We start from the raw sequence: 16,384 nt of genomic DNA, 5'->3' as shown, positions 1-16,384 counted from the left end.
AGCCGCCGCAAGGGAATGAAACGATGAAGGTCCGCTACGCGATGCTCGCAATCATGGCCGTACTATCGGTCGGCTGTCAGTCGAATCCGCCGAGCCAGAAGACGCTCGACGCGACCAACTACTGCTTCCGTCGCTTCGGAGGCCCCTCCAATACCAACTACGACTCATGCGTCTATGCCCGGCAGATGGGCATGGAAGTAACGCCGGCGACTGCCGGCTGGTGATCAGCCGGAAGCCGATCGCGATCTCGCGGATTTGCGCATGTCTTGATCGCGAAGACCGCGGCGTGAGATCGCCATCGACAAAATGAAAAGCGCCCTCCGTCAGGGCGACGGAAGGCGCTTGGTAACGCGCAGTGCAGGCCTGCTCAGATATCGGCCTGCGACGTGACGATCCGCGAAACGAGACCGTATTCGATCGCATCCTTGGCCGATAGCCAGTAGTCGCGGTCCGTATCCTTGGCGATCTTTTCGATCGGCTGGCCGGTTGCGTCTGCGAAGATCTTGTTCAGGCGCTCGTTCATCTTGATGATCTCGCGGGCCTGGATCTCGATGTCCGAAGCCATGCCACGCGTGCCGCCGGACGGTTGGTGCAGCAAAAAGCGCGTGTTCGGCAGGCAGATCCGGCGCTCCTTTGGAGCGGCGACATAGATCAGCGCGCCGGCGGAGGCGACCCAGCCGGTGCCGATCATCCACACCTTCGGCTTGATGAACTTGATCATGTCGTGGATGCTGTCGCCGGACTCGACGTGGCCGCCCGGAGAGTTGACGAAGATGCGGATGTCCTCGTCGCTGGCAGCGGCGAGCGCCACGAGCTGCGAGTTGACCTTCTGTGCCAGCTCCTGGTTGATGCCGCCATAGATGAAGATCGAGCGCGACTTGAACAGGTTCGCCTCGGTTTCCTTGCCGAGCGGCAGCTCGGTCTTCTTGTCTTCTTCGTCGCTCATCGGCAACTCTCCGCCTGTTGTCTCATAGGTCTTGCCGCAGTCAGATAATGCGACTCACGTGCCAAGACAATGCAACAAAACGCAAGCCGGGCGATAGAGGCGGCAAACACCACCGGGAAAAAGGGTAAATGATCGACAGGGACGCGGCCGGACTTGCGCATCTTTACGTATGGACACGGCCGTTCGCGACCCTAAGATACCGGATGTATTGACGAAACGAACCGGCTGTCTCCCACGGCCGGATTTACTCTGGGGACATTATGTTCAAACGCCTTCTGCTCGCGCTCGGCTTGACCGCCGCATCGGCCGCTCCGGCCTTCGCCCACCTCAACCCGCAGGAACACGGCTCCTTCATGGCCGGCTTCTCCCATCCGCTGTTCGGCCTCGATCACATCCTCGTCATGGTTGCCGTCGGCCTGTGGGCGGCGCAGATCGGCGGAAGGGCAATGGGGGCGGTACCGGCGGCTTTCGTGGCGATGATGGCACTCGGCTTCGGCCTTGCCGTCGCGGGCGTCTCGCTGCCCTTCGTCGAGCCGGTGATCCTCGCCTCGGTCGTGGCCCTGGGCCTGCTGGTGGCGATGGCCGTCCGCCTCGATCCGGCCGTCTCGGCCGCGATCGTCGCCGTCTTCGCGCTCTTCCACGGTCACGCCCATGGCGGCGAGCTCGGTGTCGCCGGTGCCCTGCCCTTTGCAACCGGATTCGTGATCGCAACCGCACTGCTGCATGTCGCCGGCATCGCACTTGGCCTTGGCATCGGGCGGATCACCGGCGGCCGTATCGTGACGCGCATTCTTGGCGCCGCCACCGCGCTTGCAGGCGTTGCCCTCGCCTTCGGCTGAGCGCGCTGGCTTTGCATCGACGCTGCAGCCACCGCTGCAGCGTCGTGCCTCGCACAGCGCCTCTTCTCTCCGACACACGGCCTTGGTGCACGGCGGCTTCACAAGAGCGCGACGACAGAACTTAACATTTTGAAATAAAGTATTTTTTAGAGTACACTAATAATACGCCACACAACCGTGTGCGGCGTGAAAATGCCTCACGAACGGAGGTTGCAGCATGAACATGATGTCTGGACGGAGAGGTCAGGATCTGGTCACTCTGATCTTGGCGTTTTGCCTGTTCATCTCTCCCTGGGTCGTCGGTTTCGCCGCCGACCTGACGCCAAGCTGGAACGCCTGGATCGCCGCCATCGTCCTCGGCGCCTGCGCGATCATGACGCTTTCCGCCTTTGCGGAATGGGAGGAATGGGTAAACATGGTGATCGGCCTGTGGCTGGTCGCCTCGCCTTGGATGCTCGGCTTCATGGCCAATACGAACGCGATGTGGACGCATGTCATCCTAGGACTCTGCACCGCCGCTCTGTCGGCATGGGCAGTCTGGGACTTCCGCCACCCGCATTCGCACGCCTGACGGCACCCCGTCAGGCCGGAAACGGCCTGTCGGGAAATAACCGAGCAGGCGTTCCGGCCGAATGCGCCGAACGCCCCATGCCGGCGCCGCCCGCCGCAAACCGACGAGCGGCGCTTTCTTTTGCCGGCCGATTTCCGCCTTGAATGTCGCGCGTCCACCACCGCATCGCGCTTCGGCCGACTTTCGTGAATTCAACCACGCCCGCGATAGGTCGGCACGCCCTGATCCGGCAGCCAGACGCCATCCGGCACAGTCCCCGTCTGCCAGAAGACGTCGATCGGGATGCCGCCGCGCGGATACCAGTAGGCGCCGATCCTGAGCCACTTCGGGGCAAGCAGTTCCACCAGACGCTTGGCGATATAGATCGAGCAGTCCTCGTGGAAGGCGCCGTGGTTGCGGAAGGAGTGCAGGAACAGCTTCAGCGACTTCGATTCCACCAGCGACGCATCGGGAATGTAGTCGATGACGATATGAGCGAAGTCGGGCTGCCCGGTCATCGGGCAGAGCGAGGTAAATTCCGGCGCGGTGAAACGCACGACATAGTCCGTGCCCTGGTTGCCGTTCGGCACCTTTTCCAGGACCGCCTCCTCCGGTGTCGACGGCAGATCGACATTGCGGCCGAGTTGGGAGAGATTTGAAACGTCGGTCTTGCTCATGCCTTGGCCTTTTCCACTTTCACCCTGATACCATGTGCCTTTTCCGTTTCCGGCTCCACATGAATGGCAACCTGCGCGCCCTGACGGACACCCTCGATCGCCGCTTCCAGCCGGTCGCAGATGTCGTGCGCGTCTCCGACCGCCATCCTCGCCGGCACCACGAGATGGAACTCGACGAAGATCACCTGTCCGGCCCGGCGCGTCTTTAGGTCATGGACGCCGAGCGAACCGTCCGCATTGACGGCGATCGCTTGCTTGATGGCTGCTTCCTCCTCCGCCTCGATCGCATGGTCCATCAGTCCGTTGACGGAATTCATGATGATCTTCCAGCCCTGGAAGACGATGTGGATCGCCACAAGGATCGCCATCACCGGATCGAGGATCGCATAACCGGTGAGAACGACCAGAATGAGGCCCACCAGAACACCCGCCGAGGTGACGACGTCCGCCATGATGTGATGACCGTCGGCGGTAAGCGCGGGCGAGCGATGCCGGCGCCCGGCGCGGATGAGGATCGTCGCCCAGACGACGTTGATGACGCCGGCCAGGAAGTTTATCGCAAGCCCGAGCACCGGCTGCTCGAGCACCGTCGGCGCCCACAGCTTCGGTATCGCCTCCTGCAGGATCAGCAACGCGGCGACAACGATGAGGACGCCCTCGATGACCGCAGAGACGTATTCCGCCTTGTGATGGCCGAAGGGATGGGTCGCATCGGCCGGCCGCGAAGCGTAGCGGATCGCGCCCCATGCAACGACGGCGGCAACGACGTTCACCGTCGATTCCAGGGCATCCGAGAGCAGCGCCACCGAGCCGGTCACCCACCAGGCCAGCATCTTCAGCCCCAGCACGAAAATGGCCATCGGGATGCCGATCAGGGCCAGCCGATTGACGGTAGGATTGCCGTTGCTTGCCATGTGGCCTCCAGTGCGGATGCGAACGAATTGCAGAGTTTCGCCCTTCAACGCAAAACCGCCCGCGCGGGGGTCGCGCAGGCGGCTGTGATCGGCATCTCTATCGGCCGGTTCGGCCGAAAAGTCAAAGCCGGAATCGGCTCATGCAGCCTTCGTCTTCGCCTTTCGCGACAGGTGCGCCACCACGTTCTCGATCATCCGCATGCCGGCGTCGCCGCCGAGCGTCATGATCGATTCGGGGTGGAACTGGACCGCGGCCACCGGCTCCTTGGCATGCTCGATGCCCATGATCGTGCCGTCCTCGCTCTCCGCCGTGATGATGAAGTCGCGCGGCAGCGTCGCCGGATCGGCGAAGATCGAATGATAGCGGCCGACCGTCACCTCCTTGCCAAGACCCGAGAAGACGATGCCGGGCTCCAGCACGCGGATGCGCGACGGCTTGCCGTGCATCGGCACTGCAAGCTGCCGAAGATCGCCGCCATAGGCTTCCGCCAACGCCTGCAGGCCGAGGCAGACGCCGAAGATCGGCAGGTCGCGTGCGCGCGCCTTCTTGATCGTCGCCTTGCAGTCGAAGTCCTTCGGGCTGCCGGGTCCGGGCGAAAGCACGACGAGGTCGGGCTTCAGCCGGTCGAACAGCTCTTCGGCGACCGGCGTGCGCACCGTCGTCACCGTCGCCCCGGTCTGGCGGAAATAGTTCGCCAGCGTATGGACGAAACTGTCCTCGTGATCGACGAGCAGGATGTTGACGCCGGCGCCGACCGAAGCAACGTCACGTTGCGTCTTTGAAGCGTTTCCGGCCTTGGCGTCACGGATGGCTGCGATCATGGCGGATGCCTTCAGTTCGGTTTCGGCTTCTTCTTCCTGCGGGTTGGAATCGTTGAGCAGCGTCGCGCCGGCCCTGACCTCCGCAATCCCGTCCTTGATGCGGATGGTGCGCAGCGTCAGGCCCGTGTTCATGTCACCGTTGAAGCCGACCATGCCAATGGCCCCACCATACCACAGCCGCGGGCTCTTCTCGTGCGCCTCGATGAAGCGCATCGCCCAGAGTTTTGGCGCCCCGGTGACGGTCACCGCCCAGGCATGGCTGAGAAAGCCGTCGAAGGCATCCATGTCGTCGCGCAGGCGGCCCTCGATGTGGTCCACCGTGTGGATCAGCCGCGAATACATCTCGATCTGACGACGGCCGATCACCTTGACCGAACCGGGCTCGCACACGCGGCTCTTGTCGTTACGATCGACGTCCGAGCACATCGTGAGTTCGGACTCGTCCTTCTTGGAATTGAGGAGCTTGAGGATCTGCTCCGAGTCGGCAATCGGGTCGTCGCCGCGCTTGATCGTACCCGAGATCGGGCAGGTCTCGATACGGCGGCCGGACACGCGCACGAACATCTCCGGCGAAGCGCCGACGAGATATTCCTGATTGCCGAGGTTGATGAAGAAGGAATAGGGCGACGGGTTGATCGCCTTCAGCCGGAGCGAGATCTCCGACGGCTTGCTGTCGCAGCGCTCGAAGAATTTCTGTCCCGGCACCACCTCGAACAGGTCGCCGCGGCGGAAACTCTCCTTCGCCTTGGTGACCAGTTCGGCATACTCGCCCGGCCGGTGATCACCATGCGGCGGAATGGTATCCGACGTGCGGAAAGGTTCGGAGGCGATCGCCTGCTCGCGTCCCTCGGTGGTGACCCCGCCCTTTTCAAAATCGTAGCGGTCGATCCAGGCCTTGGCGGCATAGTGGTCGACCACCAGGATTTCGTCGGGCAGAAACAGCACCATGTCGCGCTGGTCGTCCGGCCGCTCCAGCTTCAGGTCGATCGCGTCGAACTGGAAGGCGAGATCGTAGCCGAAAGCGCCGTAAAAGCCGAGGTTGGCGTCCTCGGCGGAATGGAACAGGTCCGTCACCGCGCGCAGCACCGTGAACACGGTCGGGATCTTCGAACGTTCCTCCTCGGTGAAGACGCGATCCGGCGCGTTCACCGTCAGGTCGAGCCGGCGCGGCGTCGATGCCCCCAGCGAAAGCTCGGCGACGCTTTGCAGGCGCGGCTTGATGATTTCGAGCAGCGCCTCGCCCCGGCCGTTATAGGCCTCGATCCAGACGTTGCGGCCGAAGGAGGAGATGCCGAGCGGCGGGTCCACGATCGCGGTATCCCAACGGGTGTAGCGGCCGGGATATTCGTAGTTGGAGGAAAAGACCGCGCCGCGGTGCTCGTCGAGCTTGTCCACATAGGTGGAAATCGCGTTGGCGTAGTCGGCGTCCCGGCGCCGGCGGATAACGGTAATGCCGCCCCGCGTCTCGTAAGACTCCGCGCCGTCCTCCAGTTGCTTCGTCACCATTCCCTGCTCTCCTGTTCGGCCCGGTCTACCTGCGGCCCGAAAAGAAAAAGCCGCCTCGAGGTTTCCGGGCGGCTGTTCGTTTCAATCACGCGTGACTGGTCGAGGCCGCTTCAGCGAGCCCACCACCAGATCGAAATGTTGCGTGCGTTTTTCATCGGCCGAATTGTTAGCGCGAAGCCATGGCGAACGCAACTGCGATTTCCGCGCTCCCGCGGCCTGCCAGCCGCTCTTTATGCTTTCTGGAAACCGAAACCTTCGTCGCGCGTTTTCATCTCACCGTTCGTGCGAAACCGGAGGGCCGCATCATCGATCCGCGCCAGACGACCATCCTGATCCTGAGCCTTTTATCCCTGACCGGTGCCGGGCTTCCGAAAAATGGCCCGCTGCCGCTCCCCCGACCCGATGCGACGGCGAGCCCGCAAGCCGAAACTGCGGAAAAATCCGCACCACGGGAAATGCAGGGACCGCCGGCACCGACAGAAGAGCAGAAGAAAAGGACCGAGGCGAAAGAGCCGCCGCGGCCGCTGGAAAGAGAGAGCGACGACGCCTTGGCAGCCTGCCTCGGCGAACTGAAATCGGCAGGCGCGGTTGTCAAGGAAATCGATCCGATCGATCCGCAGAACGGCTGCGGCATTGCCCGGCCGGTGGAACTGTCCCGCCTCTCCGCCGATATCGCGCTGGAGCCGAAGGCCACGCTTCGCTGCGAGACCGCGCTGCAATTGCAGCGGTGGTCACAGGAGGCGATGGTGCCGGCGGTCAAGGCAGCGATGCCGGACAAGAAGCTGACCGGGCTTGAGCAGGCATCGGGCTACGTCTGCCGCAACCGCAACAACGCGTCCAACGGCAAGGTTTCCGAACACGCATTCGGCAATGCGGTCGATATCGCCGCGTTCATCTTCTCGGACGGAAGCCGCCTCGACATCGCCCCGCGCGAAAAGGACTCGACAGTCGAGGGAGCCCTGCAGCGCGCAGCCGTCGCGACCGCCTGCCTTTATTTCACGACGGTGCTCGATCCGGGCAGCGATGCGGCGCACGAGACCCATCTGCATCTCGACGTCATCAAGCGAAAAAACGGCTATCGCTATTGCTGGTAAGTCCGTTTCTTTCGGCAAGACGCCACAGCGGGCTCAACTCCGCAGCGGAACTGCCTATATTGGGTGCGAGACAAACCTGCATAGACAAGGAACGCCCAGCATGACCGTATCCATGTATCGCCTTTCCGTCCCGGTCTTCATCCGCGGCCTGAAGGTGCTTTCGACGCTGCTCGACAAGGCGGAGGCCCATGCCAGCGAAAACGGGATCGAGCCCGGGATCATGCTGAATTCCCGCCTCGCCCCCGACATGCTTTCGCTCTGCGGCCAGATCCAGCGCGCCAGCGATACCTCCAAGAACGCGCTTGGCCGCCTGACAGCGAAACCGGCGCCAAGCCTGCCAGACACCGAAGCGACGTTCGCGGAGCTTGGAGCGCGCATCGAAAAGACCATCGCCTATCTTGAAACGATCTCGGAACGCGACCTTCAGGGCAGCGAGACACGCGAGGTAAACCTGGCGGTCGGCAGCTTCGGCGTGACCTTTACCGGCGTGAACTATCTCCTCGAATTCGCCGTGCCCAACTTCTTTTTCCACGTCACCACCGCCTACGACATCCTGCGTCACGACGGCGTAGAGATCGGCAAGCGCGACTACCTCGGCCCTTTCGGCTGAACCAAGAGGCGCCGACCGGCAAGCCTCTGGCCGATCACTTGTGCTCACAATAACTTGATTCAAAAAGTCATATTTAAACTTGATGAATTTAATCCAGATTAAATAGGTATCGTCCCGGGCTTCCTTCCACAGGGATTCCACGAACAGAGCGACGGACGCGGCAGATGTGCTGCGTGCGAAGGTTTCTTGCGTGCATTTACAGGGGAAATTCGATGATACCATTCTCTTCCTTGTCGCGGCGACTGTTGGGGGGAACAGCCATCGCCATTGTGGTCGGCGCGAGCGTGCCGGCACTCGCCCAGGAGGCAACGGGCACCACGACCGTCCAGCCGACGACGCTCAGGACCATCACGGTCGAAGGCGCCGGCGAAAACGCAAACCCATCGCCGCTGACGCAGACGACCGGGCGGGCGACGCTGGAAGACCGCATGGTCACTGACTTTCAGGACTTCGCCAGACGCGTCGATGCGGGCGTCAACTTCAGCACCCAGAACAACAGCATCAACATTCGCGGCCTGCAGAACGACCGCGTCCTGACGACCCTCGACGGCATCCGCGTGCCTTGGCTCACCGATCCGCGCGATTCCGCGCAGGGCGGGCTGAACGGCTTCGATTTCGACAGCCTCTCCGGCATCGACGTGACCAAGGGCACCGACTCGTCGCGCTATGGCTCCGGCGCGCTCGGCGGCGTGGTGCAACTGCGCACCCTGAACCCGGAAGACCTGATCTCCGAAGGCAAGACGTTCGGCGCGGTCACCAAGACCACCTATGACAGCACCGACAAGAGCGTTGTCGGCAACGGAGCGATCGCCGGTCGCTTCGACGATACCTGGCTGCTGCTGCAGGGTGGCTACAAGAAGGGACACGAGACCGACAACCGCGGCGACGTCGGCGGCTACGGCACGGCCCGCACCGAAGCCAATCCGATGGACTTCGACCAGCGCAACATGCTGGCCAAGATCCATCAGTATATCGATGGCGGCCACCGCTTCGGCCTGACCGGCGAAATCTTCAACCGTGACGAAGACATCGACAACATGCGGGGCACGACCTCAAGCTACGAGCCCGACTCGCTGAAATCCGGCGAGGAGATCGACCGCAAGCGCGTCTCCGCCTCCTACGACTTCATTTCGCCCGACGGCACTGACTGGCTCGACCAGGCCAGCGTCGTCACTTACTGGCAAAGGCAGCGGCTGAACAACACGACCGACGGCTTCCGCCTGCGTGATGCGCGCGCCGGCATCATTGAAGGCGACCCATTCTACTACGGCTATCCGACGGGCGACTACTACCGCGACAACATGCTGGAGCAGACCAGCTACGGCATCAACGGCGATGCGGCCAAGGCGGTGCAGTTCGGCGGCATCGAACACGGCTTCCGCTTCGGCGCGGAACTTTACGGCCAGAAGACGCACCAGTATTCGTCCGGCCGCGACAATTGCCCGGATGTCGACTGGCTGACGGTACCGCAGCCGTTCGGCCCGCAGTCTTGCCGCATGCTGCACACCAACGCTTCCGACATGCCCGACGTCGACAGCGTCTTCTTCGGCGCCTATGTCGAGGACGATATCAAGCTGATCGACAACCGCCTGACGATCACCCCCGGCCTGCGCTTCGACTGGTACCGCCATTCGCCGAAGACCACCGCGGAATACGAGCGCAGCCCGAACTTCGACGCCGCCTATCTCGACGGCACGAGCGATTCCCGCTTCTCGCCGAAGCTGCGCGCCGCCTGGCAGGCGACGTCCGAGCTCGAATTCTTCGCCCAATGGGCGCAGGGCTTTCGCGCTCCGAGCGCCACCGAACTCTACCAGAACTTCGGCGCTCCCGGCTCCTATGCCCGCATTGGCAATCCGGATCTGAAGAGCGAGACGAGCAACGGCTTCGAGATCGGCACGAACTACGCTTCCGACGCCTATACGGTGTCGGCGACGGTCTTCAACAACTACTATCGGAACTTCATCGATCAGGTGCAGCTCGCCCCGCCCGGCGGCGAATATCCCGTCAATGGCATCATCGGCTACGAGAACTTGGATCGCGTCCGTATCTACGGCGTGGAATTCGCCGGCGAATGGCGCTTCACGGACGAATGGCGCACATGGGGTTCGGTGGCCTGGTCGCACGGCAAGGATACCGAGACCGACCAGTACCTGAACTCGGTGGCACCGCTGCGCGCCATCATCGGCCTCGGCTATGCGACCGAAGGCTGGGGCTCCGACGTCTCGCTGACGACGGCAGCGGCCCGCGACAAGGTCAGCGACGGCGGCTTCAAGGCCCCGGGCTACGGCATCGTCGACATGACGGCCTGGTGGCAGCCGAAGCAGGTCGAGGGTCTGCGCGTCCAGGCCGGCGTCTTCAACATCTTCGACAAGAAGTACTGGAATGCCATCGACGTGCCGGATGGCACGACGCAGGAAGCGCGCGACTTCTACAGCGAGGCCGGCCGCACCTTCCGCGTGTCGCTCACCAAGACCTTCTGAGCTTCCGCGAGACGCGGATCGAGATATGGACGCCGCGGCCCCGCCGCGGCGTTTTGCATGCAGGCACGCACTCCGTCTGAACGCCTGCCCTCCCGCATCCGAGGGCCTACCCGCAACCGCGCCCCGTCACACCGCCCCCGAGCTGGTATCCAACGGCGCAGGTCGTTGCGCGAAAGGAACAATTCCGGCGCCGCCGACGCGGTCGCTGGACCCCGGATCAAGTCCGGGGTGACGGAACGGTGGTGACGCTCCCCGCCGCCGCCTCAGTCGGTACGATAAGAACCACAGCACACGACAGATTTACATTTTCCCCTCAGGCCGGCCCTCTCCCCGCAAGCAGCGAGAGGGAGAAGGAAGACGTTTCCGCTTGTTTCCTTCTCCCCAAGCGGAGAGAAGGTGCCGGCAGGCGGATGAGGGGCGGCGAAAACTGTCGGTACCACCCCCTAGAACAGGCCCTCGATCTGCCCCTGCTCGTTCAGGAAGATCTTCTCCGACGACGGCACCTTCGGCAGGCCGGGCATGGTCATGATCTCGCCGGTGATGACGACGACGAAACCGGCGCCGGCCGAAAGCCGCACTTCGCGCACCGGCACCGTATGGCCCTCCGGCGCGCCGCGCAGGTTCGGATCGGTCGAGAACGAATATTGCGTCTTCGCCATGCAGATCGGCAGGTTGCGATAGCCCTGCGCCTCCCACACATGCAACTGGTCGCGCACCGACTTGTCGGCGATCACCTCGCCGGCATGGTAAATGTCCTTGGCGATCGCCTCGATCTTGTGGAACAGCGACATGTCGTCGGGATAAAGCGGGGCGAACTGCGATCGCCCGGATTCGGCGAGCGCCACGACCTTGTGCGCCAGTTCCTCGATGCCGGCCGATCCCTCCGCCCAGTGCCGGCACAGCACGGCCTGCGTTCCGAGCGTCGCGACATAATCCTTGATCGCCTGGATCTCGCCTTCCGTATCGCTGGAAAAATGATTGATTGCCACGATCACCGGCACGCCGAACTTCTTGACGTTCTGCACGTGTCGGCCGAGATTGGCGCATCCCTTGCGCACCGCTGCGATGTTCTCCTCGCCGAGCGCGTCCTTCTTCACCCCGCCATTCATCTTCATCGCCCGCGCGGTTGCGACGATCACGGCGGCATCGGGCTTCAGCCCGGCCTTGCGGCACTTGATGTCGAAGAACTTCTCCGCGCCCAGATCCGCCCCGAAGCCGGCTTCGGTGACGACGTAGTCCGCAAGCTTCAGCGCCGTCTTGGTCGCCACAACGGAGTTGCACCCATGGGCGATGTTGGCGAACGGACCGCCGTGGACGAATGCCGGATTGTTCTCCAGCGTCTGGACGAGGTTTGGCTGGATCGCATCCTTCAGCAGCACCGCCATGGCCCCGTCCGCCTTGATGTCGCGGGCAAAGACCGGGCTCTTGTCGCGGCGATAGCCGATGATGATGTTGCCGATCCGCTTTTCGAGATCCGCCAGATCCTCCGACAGACAGAGGATGGCCATGACCTCCGAGGCGACGGTGATGTCGAAGCCGGATTCGCGGGGAAATCCATTCGCGACACCGCCGAGCGAGCAGACGATATCGCGCAGCGCCCGGTCGTTCATATCCATGACCCGGCGCCAGGCGATGCGGCGAATGTCGATATTCTGTTCGTTACCCCAGTAGATGTGGTTGTCGAGCAGGGCGGCAAGGAGGTTGTGCGCCGAAGTGATCGCATGGAAATCGCCGGTGAAATGGAGATTGATATCCTCCATCGGCACCACCTGCGCATAGCCGCCGCCTGCAGCACCGCCCTTGACGCCGAAGCATGGTCCGAGCGACGCCTCGCGGATGCAGACGATCGCCTTTTTGCCGATCCGGTTCAGCCCGTCGCCAAGGCCGACCGTGGTCGTCGTCTTGCCCTCGCCTGCAGGCGTCGGATTGATGGCGGTGACGAGGATGAGCTTGCCATCCTTCTTCTGTCTTTGCGCGGCGATGAAGTCCGCACTGATCTTTGCCTTGTCATGGCCGTAGGGGAGCAACTCTTCGGCCGGTATGCCGAGGCTTGCGCCAATTTCGAGGATCGGCTTTTTCCTGGCCGCCCTGGCGATCTCTATGTCGGATTTGAAACCGGTATTGCCCATTCTTCCTCCCCTTCGAATGGAAATGACGTCGATCGCGCCTCACGCCCCGCTCTGTTCTTGTCTTTGCGGTTGTGACCACCGTGACGCTCATGGCGTATATTTAGACCCGCAAAGGCCGCCCGAAGCCACAGTGTTTTGCGCCGCTCCCGCTCACATTTGCGTCTTTCCGGCGATAATCGCTTGCAGATACCCGGAAAATGTGGAGAGAGGATCACCAGCAATCATGCAGTTTCCCCCCGAATATGACGACCAAGGACAAGATAGGTAGGGAATCATGAAGGAACTTGACCGACTTGACCGCAAAATTCTCCGCGCGCTGCAGCAGGAGGGGCGGTTGTCCAATATCGAACTGGCCGAGAAGGTGAACCTGTCGCCGACGGCAACCGCCGAGCGCGTCAAGCGCCTGACCCGCGACGGCTATATCACCGGCTATATGGCGATCCTCTCGCCGGAACGGCTCGGCCGCAACCTGCTCGTCTTCGTGCAGATCAAGCTCGACCGCACGACGCCTGACGTATTCGACACGTTTGCCGAGGCCGTCCGCCAGAGCGACAACGTGATGGAATGCCATATGGTCGCCGGCGGTTTCGACTATCTCGTCAAGGCGCGGGTTGCCGGCATGGAAGCCTACCGGACCTTCCTTTCCGACGTCTTCCTGTCGCTGCCCGGCGTGCGCGAGACGCACACCTACGCGGTGATGGAAGAGGTCAAGAGCACCGGCTGGCTGCCGGTCTGACGCGCAGCACGACATGAAGAGGGGCAACCGAGGAAGGGGGCTGCCTCATCCTCGGATGCTCAGGTCGGCCGTGGATCTCCTCACCGCGCGAGGATATCGCGCATCTCCACCAGGTTGGAGCGAACGCGCAGGATGTAGAAGCCCATCGTCGCCAGATGCGTGGGCATGATCCAGCCATCCTCGCGCCCGTTTGAGATGATGGCCGGCTGGATGTTCAGGGCCGAGCGCAGTTGCTTGAGCGTTTCGTTCCAGATCTGCGTCAGGCCGCGCTGGGCGATGACACTGTCGAAATCGGCCCCGGCGGCGGACAGGATGCCGTAATAGCCGTAGAGCTGGCCGAAGGCGAACCAGAAACGGTCGTCCGCGCGGACGTCGAACCAGCCGCCGTTGTGGAATTCGGAGCGCTCGCGAATGATCGCCGACGTATTGCCGATGTCGTTGGCAATGCGGTCGAGAAACTCCACGAGGTTGTCGGACCGCGCATCGAATGTCGAATTGCAGGCGGTCAGTGAGGCGTTGAACCTCTGCAGGTCGCGCGCCGCCGCGCGGTAGATGCTGGGGGTCGGCGTCCTCGGGCCGAACGGGCTCAGGCTGAAGTACCAGGTCTCCTCGTCGAACTGGATGTTGCCGCGTGCGGACTGCAGGTCGTTGTTGATCCCGGAGGTGCCGCGCACGCGGCCGAGCGAATCCACCAGTTCCACCGTCGTACGGCGAACCGCCTGGTTGACGCCGCGCTGGAACGACGCCTTGTTGTCGAGCCACGGCGTATCGTCCCAGTCGATGCCGAAAAGGCCGAGCTTGTAGAGCACCATCGAGGAGATCCAGGCGTTCTGGTCGACGTTGAAGTCGATCAGGTCGGCGGCGACATCGACGATCGCGGAGCGCTCGCAGGCGTTTGCGGGAGCGGCCTGCCCCGCCGTCTGTCCGGTCGCCGTCGTTGCGCCCGAAGACTGGGCGGCGCTCTTCACGGGCAGGCCGGCATCGTTCTTGCGCGCCGGGAAATTGTAGGCGTTGACGTAGTCGATGTTGAAGTTGGTCCAGACCTGCGTCTGCCAGATGAAATAGCCGTAGAGGGCAACAAGCCCCAGCAGCACGATGCCGATCGGCCCCTTGATCAGCCAGTTGCGCTGCCGATACCAGTTCGCCGCGGCGACGAAGGGCCAGACAAGCCATGATATGAAGAGCCCGATGCCCCGTCCGATGGCAGCAAAGACGCGCTGGAAGAACGCGGCGATCGGGTCAAGCATTTCGTTTTTCCTCTCGAATTCCGAAGAGCCTCTGCCGGAAGGCGGGCTTGTTCTCAAGATAGGTACGCGTCAGCGTTTCAACCACGAATTCTCTAAACTTTTCGCTGAGCTTTTCATAGGATTCGTAGAAGCCCTGCTTGTCGAAGACGAAACGGGACACGAAATCAAATGGCGTGAGTTGCGAAATCAGCCGGTTGACCAGCCACTGGTCCGGATGGACGGGCGCTGCCCGCACCAGCAGGAAGCGCGGCCATGGTGCCACGTCCTTGATGCGGATCTCGCCGGTGGCGGAAATGATGCGGATTGCCTCCTGCAGGAAGGGATAGATTCCGTCCTCTGCGATCAGCGCCGCATTGCGGTGCATCCAGGTCTGGATCCAGATCCGGTCCGCCTTGGCGAGGTTCGCACGCGGCTCCGTCTTGTTGATCAGGTTCAGGATCGCCATGTCGGCGCGGTGCTGCAGCAGCCCGGAAGCCTCCACCCAGGAAGCCCGCGGCAGTTCCAGCCGCTTCGTCGAAGCCAGAAACTCGAAGATGCGCGGATAATCGTCGAGCGCGATGTAGCTGACCTGCCAGGGTCGCGAGCGACGGAAGCCGGGCACGGACGGATCGCAAATGACCGTCGCTTGCCTGCCGTCGAGAAACACGTAGACCCCGCCGAAATGATTGGCCCAGAAGGCTTCATGGCGGAACACGAGCTGGTCGGGCACGAGCGCGTTCTGGCGGATGTCGCCGGTCTGCTTCGACAGTTCCACCATCCGGTTCAGCATCGCGTCGTCCGCCCAGGCGTTCGGCACCGTCTTCAACCGGTCGACCAGCGTCCGAAGTTCCGCCGCCTTGCCGAGCACATCTTCCGCCGACAGAACCCGGAAGCGCACCTCGTTGATCGAGAGCAGGTCGTCGATGTCATTGACGACGGAGACGCTGTCCTCGATCTCACCATAGAGCGCGTCGCGGATCGTCACCGCATTGATCGCCCGCGCGTTCGCGTTGAAGAATTCGTGCATCAGCGCGGCGGTGTTGGAAAAGCTCGTGTGTACCACGGGCAGATCCACCTGATCCGGCGTCAGGATGATGAAGCGCCGGTTCACCCGGTTCGGATCGAGATAGTCCCGGTCTCCGAGCTCATCGGCGATTTCGGGCGAAAACCCGGTCATGTCGATGCCGAAGCGCGCTAGGTTCGTCCGCGGCAGCCCGAAGGCTTCCAGCGCCTTGTTGTAGCGTTCGACCAGATGCGGCTCGGACACATCGAGCAACCGCCCGTAGATCAGTTCGGCTTCGAGGAGGCGTTTCATGGTCTTTCCGACACCGGCATGAAAATGAAGTCGGCTGCATGCGTCTTTTCGACAAGGCGACCGTCGCAGATTGCGACGATTGTCTCCAGCACTTTCAGCTCGCGCAGAATGTCCATGTTCCAGAATCGGGCGACAGACCAGCCGTTCGTGTTCATGAATTCGTTCCGCCTCGCATCATACGCGCTATCGGCATGATGGCTGCCGTCCACCTCGACAACCAGCATCCTCCCCCGGCAAGCGAAGTCGGCGAAATACGGGCCTATCGGCATCTGCCGCACGAACTTGAACCCATTCAGCCGCCGACCGCGCAATTCGGACCACAGCAACACCTCCGCATCGTTCTCGACCTGCCGAAGCCTGCGCGCCCGTTCCTTCCTCTTCGAGTTCGCCCCTCTCATCGCTGCCTCACGAGTTAATTGCCCCTCACCTAACCCTCTCCTCGCAAGCGGGGTGAGGGAACTGGAAGCGTTGTGGACCCGCCCCTTCCCGCCGCAAGCAGCAGAAGGGACTGGAAACGCTGCCGCGCCCGTCCTTCTCCCC

16 protein-coding genes are annotated in these 16,384 nt (G+C 62.6%); 7 read left to right on the top strand and 9 right to left on the bottom strand.

Annotation, left to right across the window (positions count from 1 at the left end; all coding sequences use genetic code 11):
- The first annotated feature begins 23 nt into the window (after positions 1-23).
- Positions 24-224, top strand: coding sequence for a hypothetical protein (locus HV823_RS22925; protein WP_176951997.1), 201 nt, complete (start codon positions 24-26; stop codon positions 222-224).
- A 143-nt stretch (positions 225-367) separates the two neighbouring features.
- Here the strand turns inward: HV823_RS22925 and HV823_RS22920 are convergent, their stop codons facing one another.
- Entirely contained in the window at positions 368-946 is a 579-nt protein-coding gene (locus HV823_RS22920) for an ATP-dependent Clp protease proteolytic subunit (protein ID WP_097140838.1), read from the bottom strand.
- A 260-nt stretch (positions 947-1,206) separates the two neighbouring features.
- On the opposite strand from HV823_RS22920, the gene HV823_RS22915 reads away from it, so the two are divergent.
- Both HV823_RS22915 and HV823_RS22910 read left to right on the top strand, forming a co-directional pair.
- Complete coding sequence (locus tag HV823_RS22915; protein ID WP_176951996.1) at positions 1,207-1,785, top strand: HupE/UreJ family protein; 579 nt, start codon at positions 1,207-1,209, stop codon at positions 1,783-1,785.
- A gap of 217 nt (positions 1,786-2,002) precedes the next feature.
- Positions 2,003-2,356 (top strand): SPW repeat protein, encoded by a 354-nt coding sequence (locus HV823_RS22910; RefSeq protein WP_246301889.1) that lies wholly within the window; start codon positions 2,003-2,005, stop codon positions 2,354-2,356.
- 191 nt (positions 2,357-2,547) lie between these two features.
- On the opposite strand, the gene queF is transcribed toward HV823_RS22910, so the two are convergent.
- The 4 genes from queF to trpLE form a co-directional block, all read right to left on the bottom strand.
- Entirely contained in the window at positions 2,548-3,012 is a 465-nt protein-coding gene (queF, locus tag HV823_RS22905; protein ID WP_176951995.1) for a preQ(1) synthase, read from the bottom strand.
- Positions 3,009-3,926: a cation diffusion facilitator family transporter gene (locus HV823_RS22900; protein ID WP_176951994.1), complete on the bottom strand. Its 918-nt coding sequence runs from the start codon at positions 3,924-3,926 to the stop codon at positions 3,009-3,011. Before HV823_RS22900 ends, queF begins: the two co-directional genes overlap by 4 nt.
- A gap of 138 nt (positions 3,927-4,064) precedes the next feature.
- Complete coding sequence (locus HV823_RS22895) at positions 4,065-6,254, bottom strand: anthranilate synthase (RefSeq protein ID WP_176951993.1); 2,190 nt, start codon at positions 6,252-6,254, stop codon at positions 4,065-4,067.
- Between the two features lie 110 nt (positions 6,255-6,364).
- On the bottom strand, positions 6,365-6,409 hold the full coding sequence (gene trpLE, locus HV823_RS26530) for a trpE operon leader peptide TrpLE (protein WP_210270910.1): 45 nt from the start codon (positions 6,407-6,409) through the stop codon (positions 6,365-6,367).
- Positions 6,410-6,433: 24 nt separating this feature from the next.
- On the opposite strand from trpLE, the gene HV823_RS22890 reads away from it, so the two are divergent.
- The 3 genes from HV823_RS22890 (at position 6,434) to HV823_RS22880 (ending at position 10,438) form a co-directional block, all read left to right on the top strand.
- Positions 6,434-7,348 (top strand): extensin-like domain-containing protein, encoded by a 915-nt coding sequence (locus HV823_RS22890; protein ID WP_176951992.1) that lies wholly within the window; start codon positions 6,434-6,436, stop codon positions 7,346-7,348.
- A 100-nt stretch (positions 7,349-7,448) separates the two neighbouring features.
- Entirely contained in the window at positions 7,449-7,958 is a 510-nt protein-coding gene (locus HV823_RS22885; protein ID WP_176951991.1) for a DUF1993 domain-containing protein, read from the top strand.
- 212 nt (positions 7,959-8,170) lie between these two features.
- Positions 8,171-10,438 (top strand): TonB-dependent hemoglobin/transferrin/lactoferrin family receptor, encoded by a 2,268-nt coding sequence (locus tag HV823_RS22880; protein ID WP_176951990.1) that lies wholly within the window; start codon positions 8,171-8,173, stop codon positions 10,436-10,438.
- Between the two features lie 443 nt (positions 10,439-10,881).
- On the opposite strand, the gene HV823_RS22875 is transcribed toward HV823_RS22880, so the two are convergent.
- Positions 10,882-12,567, bottom strand: a complete 1,686-nt coding sequence (locus HV823_RS22875; RefSeq protein ID WP_176951989.1) for a formate--tetrahydrofolate ligase — start codon at positions 12,565-12,567, stop codon at positions 10,882-10,884.
- 274 nt (positions 12,568-12,841) lie between these two features.
- Between HV823_RS22875 and HV823_RS22870 the strand changes: the two genes are divergently transcribed.
- The gene (locus HV823_RS22870) at positions 12,842-13,303 is read left to right on the top strand and encodes an Lrp/AsnC ligand binding domain-containing protein (protein ID WP_176951988.1); all 462 of its coding nucleotides are present in this window, start codon (positions 12,842-12,844) and stop codon (positions 13,301-13,303) included.
- An 80-nt stretch (positions 13,304-13,383) separates the two neighbouring features.
- Here the strand turns inward: HV823_RS22870 and HV823_RS22865 are convergent, their stop codons facing one another.
- The 3 genes from HV823_RS22865 to HV823_RS22855 are packed head-to-tail and all read right to left on the bottom strand — an operon-like array spanning position 13,384 to position 16,242.
- Positions 13,384-14,550: a DUF2333 family protein gene (locus tag HV823_RS22865; protein ID WP_176951987.1), complete on the bottom strand. Its 1,167-nt coding sequence runs from the start codon at positions 14,548-14,550 to the stop codon at positions 13,384-13,386.
- Complete coding sequence (locus tag HV823_RS22860; RefSeq protein WP_176951986.1) at positions 14,543-15,844, bottom strand: DUF6638 family protein; 1,302 nt, start codon at positions 15,842-15,844, stop codon at positions 14,543-14,545. Before HV823_RS22860 ends, HV823_RS22865 begins: the two co-directional genes overlap by 8 nt.
- Entirely contained in the window at positions 15,841-16,242 is a 402-nt protein-coding gene (locus HV823_RS22855; RefSeq protein WP_176951985.1) for an endonuclease domain-containing protein, read from the bottom strand. The genes HV823_RS22860 and HV823_RS22855 overlap by 4 nt, the downstream gene beginning before the upstream one ends.
- Positions 16,243-16,384: the final 142 nt, after the last annotated feature.

Origin of the sequence: Mycoplana rhizolycopersici, from assembly GCF_013378445.1 — a bacterium.
Taxonomy (GTDB): domain Bacteria; phylum Pseudomonadota; class Alphaproteobacteria; order Rhizobiales; family Rhizobiaceae; genus Mycoplana; species Mycoplana rhizolycopersici.
The sequence above is the reverse complement of the archived record's forward strand: the minus strand, read 5'-3'. Positions and strand labels throughout refer to the sequence as shown.